Genomic DNA, 13,264 nt, shown 5'->3' with positions numbered 1-13,264 from the left:
TGGCTTGAAGTCGGCGCGGCGCTTGTACTGATCGAATGGCGGCGCGGCTAACGCCCATTCCTAAGCAGCTCTTTCGCTTCCGCGAATTCGGGAAGACCATGCTCCGCCTCGAATTGAGCGACCACGGGCGCAAGCACTTCGGATAGCGTACGCGCTCGGCCATTTGTCTTGTACAGGCGTGCAAGTTCAAGAGCGCTGCGCAGCTCAAAGGTCTTGGTCTGCTGATGTTGTGCGATGTCCAGCGCCCGCTTGATGGCGTCTTCGGCACTGGATTCGTCCGAAGGATTATGGCGCGATAAGAGTTTACCGCGGACACGATGCAGCTCGGCATCAAGCCAATGCTGGCCGGATTGTCCCGTCCCGGCGATCAATTCGTCCAGGATTTCCAGCCCGGTCTCGACGTCGCCTAAATCTGCAATCGCCAGGGCGACATGCATCCCCCAGAACGGTTCGCAGAGGTAGCAATCGTTCTCGTGCAGGAAGGTCCAGCCGTGACGCATGTCCGCCAGTCCGGTCATTCGGTCTCCCGCACGCCACTTGGCGAGGCCGTTCAGGTAGGTGCCGGCGGCCACGTACAGCGGCATCGTGTGGTCGCGTGCGAGACCGAGCGCCAGGATCGTCTCTGTCTGCTGCAACATGCCCCCGCATACTCCGTCGAACACAGCGCGATGAACCAGCGCATTGGCCTGGGACAGCGCCCGTTTTTCTCCAGGAGTACCCACCGCTTCCGCGGCGAGCTTGCGCGCACGAGCGATGTCGCCAAGCGGCCAGAGCACCAAAGCGAGAAATCGCATGATCACGAACGGGAGATCCAGCGCCGAAGCCCTGAAGGTCGCGGGATTCGGTTCGGCCCGATAGATCGCCAGCGCCCGCTCAAGATGCGTACGCGCGTTCAAATACTCGCCGGCGAACCAGCAGGTCACGCCCCCAGTCCAATGGGCCACGACGGCGGCCACCGGCGAGTCCGGCCGTCGCTCAGCGGCGCTCCTGATGGCATCCGCCAGCTCCCGCATCGGAGCAAGTTCGCCATGGGTCAGGCAGGCATTGAAGAGGCCGGAATGGACCGGCGCAAGTTCAACGGGATCATCGATACCGGCTGCGAATTGTCGCGCGCGCGTCCATGCGGCGACCGTTTCCGGAGCGCTGTGGCCGAGGCTGCCCCGCAAGGCACGGCCATATGCGATTTGAAGATGCAGCCTGCTCATCATCCGGTGGGGCTCGCCAGGCAATTGATCGGCGATCGCGATGGCCTTGCCGAGATGCGCGATCGCCTCGGAATAGGCCGAGCGTTTCAACGCCTGCTGGCCCGCCTTGCGCCACCATTCGAGGGCGATCTCGCTCAGCCCCGCCTCGGTGAAGTGGTGCGCGAGAACTTCCGGCTCGGTCTCGGCGACGATTGGAAACTTGTCGCGCAGGACATCGCCAATCCGTGTGTGAAGCACCTGCCGTTTGCTCTTGAGCAGGCTCTCGTAGGCCGCTTCTTGAACAAGGGCATGCTTGAAACTGTAATTTGCTTCGGGCGGTGTCCCACGACGCAGCAGCAGTTCGGCCTCTTCAAGTTGTCCCAGCGCCGCGCCCAGCGTCAGATCGTCGCGTCCCGCCACGGTTTTCAGCAGCGCGTACGAGAAGTCGCGGCCAATGGCGGCTCCTATCTGGGCCACCTCCTTGACCGGAGCGAGCCGATCAAGCCGCGCCATCAGCGAATCCTGCAGCGTCGCAGGGATAGCAAGCGGCGGCAGCGGATTATTCAGGCGGTAGCGCCCGGCATCCTCAACGAGCAGCCCGGACTCCAGCACCATCTTGGTCAATTCCTCGACGAATAGCGGAATGCCATCGGTCTTGTCGATGATCTGCTCCATCATCTCGCGTGGCAGCTGGCGACCGACGACAATCTGCTCGACGAGCGCGCGCGTGTCCTGCCGATCGAGTCGGTCGAGCCGCAACAGACTGACGTTGGCAAGGCCCGACCAGGAGGGCTCGAACTCCGGCCGGGACGTCAAGAGCACTAGTATCGGGAGTCCTCTGATCCGATCGACCGCGAGATCGAACAGTTCAAGTGTCGTGGCATCGGCCCAATGCATATCCTCGCAGATGATCAGCAGTGGCTGGCCTCGCGCCAGTCCCTCAAGTTGATCGAGAAGGGCAGCAAATGTCTGCCGCCGCTGCTGCGCCGGACTCAAGCCGAGGGGCGGGCAATGGTCGCCGGTGGGAATCGAAAGCAGAGCCGCAATGAGCGGTGTTGCCCGGGCGACCTGCTGGGTTCCTATCGCGAGCATTGCCTCGAGCTTGTCGAGTTTTTGATCCGCCGTGTCGTGCGAGCGAATTCCGGCGGCGCGCTCGAGCTGCGCGACGAAGGGATGAAGCGCACTATTGATGTGGTAAGGCGAACACTGATATCGCACGCGACGGTGCGACCCCAACGAGGGGCTTTCCGACAGCGTTGCCACAATACGCGACTTGCCGATGCCCGCTTCGCCGGAAATCAATACGAACTGGCCCCGCCCCTGCCATGCCTCCCGCTGGCGCGAGAGGATGAACTCGATCTCGTTCTTGCGGCCGACAAAGCCGATCGAGCGCGCGGCACGGACTGCCTCGAAGCGACTCTCGGATGCGGTCGCGCCTTCCACCGCCCAGACCGCGATGGGGTCTGCCATTCCCTTGACCTCCCGACGGCCGAGATTGCGCAGGGAGAACAGATCGCCAAGCAGCCGGCGCGTCGATGAAGCAACGACGACGACCCCCGGCTCCGCCAGACTCTGGAGCCGGGCGGCGAGGTTTGGTGTGTCGCCGATGGTTGCGTGCTCCTCCGACGCATCTCCGCTGATGAGGTCGCCGACCACCACAAGTCCGGTCGCAATTGCGATCCGCAGTTCAGCTCGTTCGTCAGTCCCTGTCTTGAGCTGGCGTATCGCGGAGATCATGTCGAGGCCGGCGCGCACCGCGCGCTCGGCATCATCTTCGTGGGCGCGCGGATAACCGAAATAGACGAGTATTCCGTCACCGACGAATCTGGCTATCCTGCCGTCATAAGCAGCGACCACGCTCGCGCAGGCAGCGCGATAGGCCCGGATCACCTCCCACATATCCTCGGGATCGAGACGCGCGGAGAGCGCAGTCGAGCCGACCAGATCACAAAACATGACGGTGAGGTGACGCCGCTCGGCGTCCTGAGGAGGAGCGGGCGATGCGATCAACGCGGCCGGATCGAGGTCAGCGATAGCACGCAGCATCTTGCGGCGATGGCCGAGCAGGACTCCGAGCTTATCGAAGTCCTCATCCATCAGTTCGGGAAGGACGCCTATGTCGATCCCATTTTGGGCAAAGCGCTCCGCGTATTGCGCAAGCCCCAGCTTCTCGAGCCACTCCGCAATCTGCATTGGCTCCACCGATCGTGTGGTTAGCGGTTAGCAGAAGTTTTGGACCACGGCGCGCGGGGACAATATACCAACACCACCATGATGGCACGTCTTGTTTGTTGCGCGACAACTTAGGTTTCTCATTGCCGATATCACTTTCAAGTGGTGACGCTGCTCGATGCGAACGGCTTTGCTACCAAACATCGTCGGCACGCAGCATTGGACGGCGGAGGTTGCGATGAGTCGTGGCGGTCATTTCGAACCGAAACCGAACCAACACTGCGGCTTGTGCCGAACGGACGTTTTCCGCGACAGCAGCTCCTTCATTGCTCGCTGATCGGCGCTTCGTAGCTGCGAGCCATCGTGCCCGCCGCAACCTGCAGCGAAGAACCAATTACCCAGCAGCCGGCAACAAAGCCGATCAGGCCGTTTGGCAGATTCTGATCAAGGACAAGGATGCTGACGGACAGAGTTGCAGCGATTGCCGCGCCGAACGTGCCGGCCGCACTCATGATCTCTATCGGCTCGGAACCGTTCCACTCTTCCGAGATGCTCGATGTCGACCTCTGCGCGGGGGCATTGCCTGACAAATCGATCCCCATGTAATAGCCAAGAGCTCCGTAGAGTATCGTTATCAGGACGATCCAGCCGCTTTCAAACAGACCGGCCTTCTGACGTAATAGGGTTGCTCCAACATAGAGGCCGCCAGAGGCCCCGACGGAGGCCAGCCCGATTCTTTCAAGAAGATGGGCCGATTTGATCAGACTGGAACGGGCGATCCGAAGATTGCCGACGCGCCTTGTTGCAGAAAAGGCGCTGGAAATTGCGCTGCTTATCTTCATAGGAGCTCCTTCTGAGTAAGTAGCAGCCTACCGGCCGACCCCGAACAGAAGCTGCGTGAGTTGCGCGATGCCCTTTCATTCCAATTTCTGAAGAATCTTTGCTGAGTGATGGGACTGGTTTTGCTCGTGAGCGAGACGGAACCAATCCAAAGCTGCGAGCATGTGGCTGCGCAGGCATTGCATCTCACCCGTGTTTCAAATGATCCGGGTGCGGCAATTTTCGTTGCGAGAGTGGTAATTCAGAAAGAGAGCGAGCGCGTATGAAGCGGTTCACACACGGTCCTCCCTGTCGCTCTATTCGGTCACAATTTCCGAAGGACGCATCTCATTTCGCGATAACGGACGGCGAACATGCTGGATCTGCAACGCGCGGTTGGTCAGCGCGCTGCCCGCGTCTGGCCGAAATCAAAGATACGCGCATGGTTTCGTGAAGCTCGCAGCCTCAGCCCGACCACTCCTCGCCCCAGACCTGCACGACGTGGCCGGGCGACACTTCGCGATAGTGCCGCACCGGCGGCTGATAATCCGGCGCGCGGACCGGGCTTCTGATCTCGTCGTTGGAGGCTGGTCGCTGCGTGCCGCGGCGCGACGGATCGGGCACCGGCACGGCGGCCATCAGCTTCCTGGTGTAGGGATGCTGCGGATTGCCGAACACCGACGCGCGCGGGCCGATCTCGACGATCTCGCCGAGATACATCACGGCGACGCGGTGGCTCATGCGCTCGACCACGGCGATGTCGTGGGAAATGAAGAGATAGGCAAGGCCCATGCTGGCCTGGAGGTCGAGCATCAAATTGACGACCTGCGCCTTGACCGAGACGTCGAGCGCGGAGACCGCCTCGTCGGCGACGATCAGCTTCGGCCCGAGCGCGAGCGCGCGCGCGATGCAGATGCGCTGGCGCTGGCCACCGGAGAATTCGTGCGGGAAACGCGCCGCCATGTCGGCGGAGAGGCCGACGCGGACGAGCAAGTCGGCGACCTTGTCGCGCGCCTGCGATCCCGTCGCGAGCCCGTTGGCGAGCAGTGGCGCAGCGATCGCCGTTCCCACCGACATGCGCGGATTGAGGCTCGCGAACGGATCCTGAAACACGATTTGCATGTGCTTGCGGACATCGCGCAAAGCCCGGCCGTTCATGGCCAGCACATCCTGGCCATCGATCAGGACCGTACCGCTGTCCGGCTGCGTCAGCTTCAGGATGGAGCGTCCGGTGGTCGACTTGCCGCAGCCGGATTCGCCGACCAGCGCCAGTGTCTCGCCGGCGCGCAAGGTGAAGGAGACGTTCTCGACCGCATGGACGCGGCCCGAGACCTTGCCGAACAGGCCCGAGCGGATCGGAAAGCGCGTCGTGAGGTTTGAGACTTCCAGCAGAGGCCGCTCGGCGGGCGAGACCGTATCGGGCGTCTCGGCCGGCTCGTCCGACGTGCCCGTCACCTTGTCGACGATCGGAAACCGCATCGGCCGCATCCGCCCGTCCATCGAGCCGAGCCGCGGCACCGCCGCGAGCAGCGCGCGCGTATAGGGATCCGCAGGCGCGGCGAAAATGCGCGCCGTGGCGTCCGTCTCCACCGCCTGCCCGCCATACATCACCATGGTGCGGTCCGCGATCTCGGCGACCACGCCCATGTCGTGGGTGATGAAGAGGATCGACATGCCCTCCTCCTGCTGAAGCTCCTTCAAGAGCTCGAGGATCTGGGCTTGGATGGTGACGTCGAGCGCGGTGGTCGGCTCGTCCGCGATCAGAAGCTTCGGCTTGCAGGCCAGCGCCATCGCGATCATCACGCGCTGGCGCATGCCGCCGGAGAAGCGATGCGGGTGCTCGTGGAAGCGCGACGCCGCCGCAGGGATGCGGACGCGATCGAGCAGGCGGATGGTCTCCGCCTCCGCTGTCGCGCGCGACAGGCCGCGATGCTGGATCAGCGCCTCCGCGATCTGGAAGCCGATGGTGAGCACCGGATTGAGGCTCGTCATCGGCTCCTGGAAGATCATGGCGACGTCATTGCCGCGGATATCCTTCATATCAGCCTCGGGCAGCGCGAGCAGATCGCGCCCCGCCAGCATGACGCGGCCCTCGACCCGGCCGATCTCGCTCGGAATGAGCCGCATGATCGACAGCGCGGTGACGCTCTTGCCCGAACCGGACTCGCCGACGATCGCGACGGTTTCGCGGGCTGCGATGTCGAACGAGACCTTGCGAACGACGGGAATCCATTGCCGCTCGAGCATGAAGGAGGTGGTGAGGCTGGAGACGGAGAGTACCGCTGCCTGTGCTTCGGCAACGGCCTGTTCAGATCTTTTTGTGCCGATGCTCATGCGATTGCCCTAATAGCCCCGCCTGCGATCGACCAGACCCGGCAGCTCCTCGCCCCGACGATGCCGCGCGATCACGTCGAGCACGAAATCGACGGCCGTATCGGGCGTGGTCATGCTGGCGTTGTGCGGCGTCAGCAGGATGCGCGGATGGCTCCAGAACGGGTGGCCTGCCGGCAGCGGCTCGGGATCGGTGACGTCGAGCACCGCACCTGATAGCGCGCCGCTGTCCAGCGCTGCGAGGAAATCGGCCTCGACGAGATGCGGGCCGCGTCCGACATTGACGAGCCCTGCCCCGCGCGGCAGGCGCGCGAACAGCTCGGCATTGAGAATGCCGCGCGTCTCGTCCGTCAGCGGCAGCAGGCAGACGAGGATGTCGGTCTGCGCCAGAAACTCCGGCAAGGTGTCGGCGCCCGCGTAACAGGTAACGCCTTCGATCTCGCGCGGTGAACGATTCCAGCCGAGCAGCGGAAAGCCGAACATCCTGAGCCGTTCCAGAACCGCCTGGCCGAGCTGGCCGAGCCCCATCACGCCGACGCGCCGGCGCCTAGCCGGTGTGATCCGGATCTCGCGCCAGACCTGCTGCCTTTGCTGACTGACGAAATCGAGGAGATCGCGGTGCAGGGCGAGCACGGCCATGGTGACGTATTCGACCATGGTCTCGGCGATGCCGGGCTCCAGCATGCGGACCAGCGGGATCTGCGCCGGGACTGTCGTGGTGTCGAACTGATCGACGCCCGCGCCCACCGAGAAGACCAGCTCGAGATTGGGAAGAGTCGTCGCGATGTCATCCGGCGGCACCCAGGCCACGAGATAACGGACCGCGGCGGGATCGCCGATGTCGGGCCAGAGCCGGAACGGCATGTCGGGCGCGCGCTCGGCGAAGAAGCGCGCCCACTCGGCGCCGCGCACCATGTTGGCCTTGTAGAGAACCGTCATGCCGGCCTCAGAACGGGCTGACCGGCGCGAGCCGACGGCCGTCGATCATGCGCTTGTGGCTGTAGGCGGCGGGATCCACCAGCGGCGTCGCGCCGGTCACGAGGTCGGCGGCGAGCTTGCCGGCGGCGGGACCGATGCCGAAGCCGTGGCCGGAGAAGCCGGTGGCGAGGAAGAAGCCCGGCAGCGCATCGACCGGCGAGATCACCGGTATCGTATCGGGCGTGCAGTCGATGGTGCCGCCCCAGGCTTCGGCGATCTCGATGTCCTTCAATTCCGGATTCGACTTGATCAGCGCCGCCAGCGCCGCATTGACCAGCGACATGTCGGGCGCGGGATCGCGCACGCGCTCGGCCTCGAACGGCGATGGCTTGTCGAAACTCCAGCTGGTGCCGCGCATGAGCTGATCGAAGAACGACTTGCCGAACGACAGCTTCAATCCGTTCTTGCGATGCTGATAGGTCGGCCAGAACGTGCGCGCGTAACGGAACAGGTCCGGCGACAGCTCGACCGTGCCGCGGTTGCGCAGCGCCAGCGTGAAGCCGCCGTCGAGGCGGCGGCGGATGCAGTAGAAATCGGTGCCGAGCGCGCCGGAGGTGATCTCCGGTCCCGGCGTGGTCCGGCACGCGGTGGCGTTGACGAGGCCGATCGGCAGCTCGATGCCGTGGCGGCGGCAGAACAGCGACGACCACGCGCCGCCCGCCAGCAGCACCGCCTGTGTACGAATGGTGCCCTTCTCGGTGACGACCGCGCTGACGCGCCCACCTGTCGTCTCCAGCCCGCGCGCGGCGCAGCCCTGGTGGATGGTGACGCCGTGCTTGCGTGCGGCGGTGGCGAGCGCAGGGACGGCCATCGACGGCTCGGCGCGGCCATCGCTCGGCGTGTGCAGGCCGCCGACCCATGTGTCGGCGTTGCCGGGCATGCGCTCGGCGACCTCGGCCGGCGTCAGCACGGTGGAGTGAACCTGCATCTCGCGCGCGACCGCGGCCCAGCGCTCCCAGCTGGCGAGTTCGTCCTTGCTCTTGGTCAGGAACAACACCCCGGTTCGCCGGAAGCCGGCATCGACGCCGGCATCGTTCTGCATGTCCTCCCACAGAAGCAGCGCCTTGCGCGCGAGCGGGATCTCCTCGCGTGCGCGGCCTTGCTGGCGGCACCAGCCCCAATTGCGGCTCGACTGCTCGCCGCCGACATGGCCCTTCTCGACCAGCGCGACGGAGTGCCCCTTCTTCGCCAGATGATAGGCGGCCGAGACGCCGATGACGCCGCCGCCGATGACGACGACATCTACCTGCGCCGGCAGGCGTTCGTCGCTGTTGATGCGGTTGAGCGGCGGGGACATGGGGCACTCCTGGAGTTCAGTTCGAGCTCTTGCGCGTCAGAGGTCTTGCGCGTCACGGGATGTTCATTCGCGGATCGAGCGCATCGCGCAGGCCGTCACCGAGAAAGTTGAAGCTGGTCACCGCGAGCGTGATGGCGACGCCCGGCGCGATCGCGAGCCAGGGCGCGCTGGTGAGATAGATCTGCGCATTGTTGAGCATGTTGCCCCAGCTCGCCGCCGGCGGCTGGATGCCGTAGCCGAGATAGCTGACATAGGATTCGAGCAGGATCGCCTTGGCGACGTTGAGCGTCGCGGCAACCACGATCGGCGCGATCGCGTTGGGCACGAGCTCGCGGAACATGATGCGCAGGTTCGAGGAGCCGAACGCGAGCGCGGCCACCGCGAATTCCCGCTCGCGCAACGAGCGCACCTGGGCTTCGACGACGCGCGCGACCGCCATCCAGGCCGTGGCGGCGATCAATATGGTGGTGGTGACGAGACCGGGCTCGGTCAGCGCTGCGAGGGCCAGCAGCAGGAAGATGGTCGGAAAGCACAGCACGGCGTCGACGAGCCGCATCAACACCGCGCCGACCGCGCCGCCATAGAACCCGGCAAAGGCGCCGACGACAATGCCGACCGCCATCGCGATCACCATCGCGACGATGCCGATCGAGAGCGAGACCCGCCCGCCCATCATCAACCGTGCCAGCACGTCGCGGCCGAGCTCGTCGGTGCCGAGAATATGCGCGCCGGAGAGCGGCGGCGCGAACCGCTTCATGATGTCGATGTAGGTGTCGTCGAACGGCAGCAGGTAAGGGCCGAACGCCGAACCGAGCACGAGCACGAGGATGATCAAGGCGCCCGCGAGCGCCAACCGATGCCGGCGAAAGCGCCGCCACGCGGCCTGGCCGGGCGCGAGCTGAACGGTGGAGAGGGCTGCGGTCGCCATCGCTTCAGCCCACCCGGATGCGCGGATCGACGACGGCATAGAGGATGTCTGCCAGCAGCGAGCCGATCAGCACCATCGTCGCCGAGAACATCAGGATGCCCATCACAACGGGATAGTCGCGGTAACCAATCGAATCCAGGAACAGGCGGCCCATGCCCGGCCAGGTGAACACGGTCTCCGCCACCAGCGCACCGCCCAGCAGCGTCGGAAACTGCAGGCCGGCGACCGTGATCATCGGCAGCAGCGCGTTGCGAAGCGCGTGCACCGTGAGAATGCGCCATTCCGGCATGCCCTTGGCGCGTGCAGTGCGGATGTAGTCCTGGTTGATGACCTCGAGCATCGAGGAACGCATGAAACGGCCCCACATCGCGGTCTCGACCAGCGCCAGCACCATGGCCGGCGCGATCAGATGATGCAGCAGGTCGAGGAAGGAGCCGTCGCCAATGGTATGCCGGTTGCCCGCCGGCAGCCAGCCGAGCTTGACCGAGAAGACGTAGATGGTGACGAGGCCGAACCAGAAGGTCGGGATCGACAGCGCGATCATGGCACCGACGGTGGCGAGCGTATCGAACAGCGAGTAGCGGCGTAGCGCGCCAAGGATGCCGATCCAGCAGCCGAGCAGCACCGCGATGATGGTCGCCGTCGCCATCAGCTCCAGCGTGGCGCCGAGATGCGAGGAGATCACCGACAGCACCGCCTCGCCGTCGCGATACGACTTGCCCCAATCACCCCGCACCATGCGGCCGAACCAGTCGAGATATTGGACCGGCAGCGGACGATCGAGGCCGAGCTGCCTGGTGACGCGGTCGAGATCCTCCTGCGTCATCTGGCTTGAGACGGCAAACTGCGACAGCGGCCCGCCGGGCGCCAGATGCAGGATGGCGAAGCCGATCCCCGAGACGATCACGAGCAGCATGATCGCCTGCGCCAGGCGATTGACGACGTAGCGGGCCATCTCAGGCGATCCGACCAGCCCGAGACATCAGGCCCAATACCATTCGCGCATGTTCCAGCTGTTGATCGACATGTTGATGTTGGGACGGAAGCCTTGCAGCCCCTCCTTGATGCCCTCGGCGATGAAGCCCTGGAACAGCGGCAGGATGGCGAGGTCGTTGCGGATCAGCTTTTGCAGCTCGCCATAGGTGGCCTTGCGTTGCGCCAGGTCGAATTGCTTGGCGCCTTCAGACAACAGCCGGTCAGCCTGCGCGCTTTGATATTGATAAGTGTTGAAGCCGCGGCCGCCCTTGGCGGGAATGGCGCCGGAGCCGAAGCGCGGCGTCACGTCGGGGTCGCTGCCCAGCATGAAGTTCACGCCGACGATCACTGAATTGAACTTCGATTGCTGCCAGAAGTCGCCCCAGATCACGGCCGCCGGCATGTTGCTGACGCGCATCGCCGCGCCAATGGCCCGCCAGTCCTGGATCAGGAGCTGCTGGCACTGTTCGCGCACGGCACTGCCCGCCGTCGTCGAGTTGGTGAATTCGAGCTTGACGCCGCCCTTCTCGCGAATGCCGCCGGAGCCGCGAACCCAGCCCGCGGCGTCGAGCAGCGCGTTGGCCTTGGCAGGATCGTATTTGTGCTGCGGCAGACCCTGCTGGAACGACCAGGCCTGCTGCGGCACGAAGCTCTCGGTCTGCGTCGGCAGACCGTAATAGAGCGCGTCGATGATCGCCTGCTTGTTGATGCCGAGATAGAGCGCCTCGCGCACGGCACGATCAGTGAAAGGGCCAAAATCCAGGTTCGGCGCGATATGCTCTACCGAGGAGGTCGAAGAGACGAAGATCTTGCGGCCCTTCAGCGTCTTTGCCTCCTGCACGAAGTTCGGCAGGATGCCTTGCAGGCCGGTGTAGTCGACCTGACCGGTGCGGAACTGGGTGTAGAGCACGGTGAGATCAGGGATGTATTTGAAGACCACGCGTTCGAGGTACGGCCCCTTGCCATGATAGCCGGTGTGGGCGTTCAGCTGGATATGGTCGCCGGGCACGCGCTCGCCCCAGCGAAACGGGCCGGTCCCGACAGGCGCATTGTGGAACGGTGAGGCATTCGGATCGGACACCTTCTCCAGGATGTGCTTGGGCACGATGAAGGTGAACGACGCCAGGATCGACATATAGGGCGAATAGGGCGCTTCCATTCGCCAGTGGATCTCGTCGGACGCCACGACGGTGATGTCCTTGACGAGGCTATGGCCGACCCGGCTGCGCGCACGGAATGCGGGATTGTTGATCAGCTCGATGGAGAATTTGACATCCTCCGCCGTGAACGGCGTGCCGTCGTGCCACTTCACGTTATTGCGCAGCTTGATCTTCCAGGTCAGGCCATCGGCGGAGAGGCCGCCATTCTCGGTGGTCGGGACTTCGCGGGCGAGGTCGGGGACGAACTTGCCATCGGGCTCGATGTACCAGAGCGGCGAGAACACCTGCCACCAGATGCCCTGATCGACCTCGATGCCCGGCATCAAGGGATGAAAGACGGTCGGCTCCTGCGACAGCGCCGCGATCACCTGGCCGCGCGGCTTGTCCGGGGGATTGGAGGGACGTTCGGTCTGTGCGAAGGCGTTCCCTGAAAGCGTCCAGCCTGCGGCTGCGCCCGCGCCGAGTTGGAAGAATTGACGACGATTCGGAATGCCGAGATGCCCTGCCGCAACGCCGAACTTGCCGGTGTTGTCTACCATGACCCACTCTCCGTTCCGCACGCGGCACCGTCTCCCGCGCCCCCGAGACCCCGGCAAAGGGACAAGGAGTGGGCTTTAGTGCTTCTAAATTTTTCTCGCAAAAGTTCACCACGACTAAATACAGCTGTCAATCGAATTGCTAGAATGCGCCAGCTTTTCACTCTGACTGAAGGCACGGGGCTCGATACCCGACGCTGAGATGATGCATGGGAGAGCGACATGGATGGTCGCGGCGATACAAACGGCAGCAAGGACGCTTCGACGACCGAGGCCGAAGATGCGGTCGACCAGCGCCTGGGTGAAACAGTGCGGCTGCTGCGTCAGCGCGCCGGCCTCTCGATCCAGGACGTCGCCAACAAGACCGGCCTGTCGACCGGCATGATCAGCCAGCTCGAACGTGCGCGCGCGATGCCGTCGATCCGCACGCTGCGCCTGCTCAGCATCGCGCTCGACGTTCCCATCTCCTATTTCTTCGAGAGCAGCGATCCTGCCGAAGCGCCGCGCTACACCGTGCGCAAGAACGCCAGGCGGCTGCTGCGGCTCACCGCCAGCGGCGTCGTCAAGGAAGCGCTGACGCCGGAAGGCAAAGGCCAGCTCGAGCTCTACGAGCTCACGCTCAACCCCGGCGCCTCCTCCGGCACCGACTTCCTGCAGCACACCGGCGAGAAGGCGGGCTACATCCTCTCGGGCAGCCTGCGGCTGTGGCTCGACAACCAGGCCCATGTGCTGGAAGCCGGCGACAGCTTTCGTTTTCCGAGCATCGTGCCGCACATGTTCGACAACCCGACCCAGCAGGTGGCGCGCGTGATCTGGGTGACGACGCTGCGCCAGACCGACTCGCCGACGGGTTGAGTCCGGCATCAAGGTCTGGCGAGACGGAT

Annotated in this window: 9 protein-coding genes; 1 reads left to right on the top strand and 8 read right to left on the bottom strand. The window is 64.4% G+C overall.

The window, feature by feature from the left end; genetic code table 11:
- Positions 1 to 47: 47 nt before the first annotated feature.
- The 8 genes from ACTEK7_RS21155 to ACTEK7_RS21120 all read right to left on the bottom strand — a co-directional run bounded on the left by ACTEK7_RS21155 (position 48) and on the right by ACTEK7_RS21120 (position 12,383).
- Positions 48 to 3,377: an adenylate/guanylate cyclase domain-containing protein gene (locus ACTEK7_RS21155; protein WP_225146883.1), complete on the bottom strand. Its 3,330-nt coding sequence runs from the start codon at positions 3,375 to 3,377 to the stop codon at positions 48 to 50.
- A gap of 302 nt (positions 3,378 to 3,679) precedes the next feature.
- Positions 3,680 to 4,198: a hypothetical protein gene (locus tag ACTEK7_RS21150; protein ID WP_225146882.1), complete on the bottom strand. Its 519-nt coding sequence runs from the start codon at positions 4,196 to 4,198 to the stop codon at positions 3,680 to 3,682.
- Positions 4,199 to 4,640: 442 nt separating this feature from the next.
- Complete coding sequence (locus tag ACTEK7_RS21145; protein ID WP_225146881.1) at positions 4,641 to 6,509, bottom strand: ABC transporter ATP-binding protein; 1,869 nt, start codon at positions 6,507 to 6,509, stop codon at positions 4,641 to 4,643.
- A 9-nt stretch (positions 6,510 to 6,518) separates the two neighbouring features.
- Positions 6,519 to 7,445 carry a 2-hydroxyacid dehydrogenase gene (locus ACTEK7_RS21140; RefSeq protein WP_225146880.1) on the bottom strand — a complete coding sequence of 309 codons (927 nt, stop codon included), beginning with the start codon at positions 7,443 to 7,445 and terminating at the stop codon, positions 6,519 to 6,521.
- Positions 7,446 to 7,452: 7 nt separating this feature from the next.
- Entirely contained in the window at positions 7,453 to 8,781 is a 1,329-nt protein-coding gene (locus ACTEK7_RS21135) for an NAD(P)/FAD-dependent oxidoreductase (protein ID WP_225146879.1), read from the bottom strand.
- Positions 8,782 to 8,833: 52 nt separating this feature from the next.
- Positions 8,834 to 9,709 carry an ABC transporter permease gene (locus ACTEK7_RS21130; protein WP_036042168.1) on the bottom strand — a complete coding sequence of 292 codons (876 nt, stop codon included), beginning with the start codon at positions 9,707 to 9,709 and terminating at the stop codon, positions 8,834 to 8,836.
- Between the two features lie 4 nt (positions 9,710 to 9,713).
- On the bottom strand, positions 9,714 to 10,664 hold the full coding sequence (locus tag ACTEK7_RS21125; protein ID WP_036028549.1) for an ABC transporter permease: 951 nt from the start codon (positions 10,662 to 10,664) through the stop codon (positions 9,714 to 9,716).
- A 27-nt stretch (positions 10,665 to 10,691) separates the two neighbouring features.
- Entirely contained in the window at positions 10,692 to 12,383 is a 1,692-nt protein-coding gene (locus ACTEK7_RS21120; protein ID WP_225146878.1) for a peptide ABC transporter substrate-binding protein, read from the bottom strand.
- Positions 12,384 to 12,602: 219 nt separating this feature from the next.
- Here ACTEK7_RS21120 and ACTEK7_RS21115 point away from each other — a divergent pair, with 219 nt between their 5' ends.
- Positions 12,603 to 13,235: a cupin domain-containing protein gene (locus ACTEK7_RS21115; protein ID WP_225146877.1), complete on the top strand. Its 633-nt coding sequence runs from the start codon at positions 12,603 to 12,605 to the stop codon at positions 13,233 to 13,235.
- Positions 13,236 to 13,264: the final 29 nt, after the last annotated feature.

The organism is Bradyrhizobium sp. JHI2711 (assembly GCF_056156565.1).
This window is presented reverse-complemented; position numbering and strand designations above follow the sequence as displayed.

What these genes read in the sequence shown, in the direction of transcription:
- ACTEK7_RS21155 (WP_225146883.1), bottom strand. Translation starts at nt 3,377, where the DNA reads ATGCAGATTGCGGAGTGGCTCGAGAAGCTGGGGCTTGCGCAATACGCG.
- ACTEK7_RS21150 (WP_225146882.1), bottom strand. Translation starts at nt 4,198, where the DNA reads ATGAAGATAAGCAGCGCAATTTCCAGCGCCTTTTCTGCAACAAGGCGC.
- ACTEK7_RS21145 (WP_225146881.1), bottom strand. Translation starts at nt 6,509, where the DNA reads ATGAGCATCGGCACAAAAAGATCTGAACAGGCCGTTGCCGAAGCACAG.
- ACTEK7_RS21140 (WP_225146880.1), bottom strand. Translation starts at nt 7,445, where the DNA reads ATGACGGTTCTCTACAAGGCCAACATGGTGCGCGGCGCCGAGTGGGCG.
- ACTEK7_RS21135 (WP_225146879.1), bottom strand. Translation starts at nt 8,781, where the DNA reads ATGTCCCCGCCGCTCAACCGCATCAACAGCGACGAACGCCTGCCGGCG.
- ACTEK7_RS21130 (WP_036042168.1), bottom strand. Translation starts at nt 9,709, where the DNA reads ATGGCGACCGCAGCCCTCTCCACCGTTCAGCTCGCGCCCGGCCAGGCC.
- ACTEK7_RS21125 (WP_036028549.1), bottom strand. Translation starts at nt 10,664, where the DNA reads ATGGCCCGCTACGTCGTCAATCGCCTGGCGCAGGCGATCATGCTGCTC.
- ACTEK7_RS21120 (WP_225146878.1), bottom strand. Translation starts at nt 12,383, where the DNA reads ATGGTAGACAACACCGGCAAGTTCGGCGTTGCGGCAGGGCATCTCGGC.
- ACTEK7_RS21115 (WP_225146877.1), top strand. Translation starts at nt 12,603, where the DNA reads ATGGATGGTCGCGGCGATACAAACGGCAGCAAGGACGCTTCGACGACC.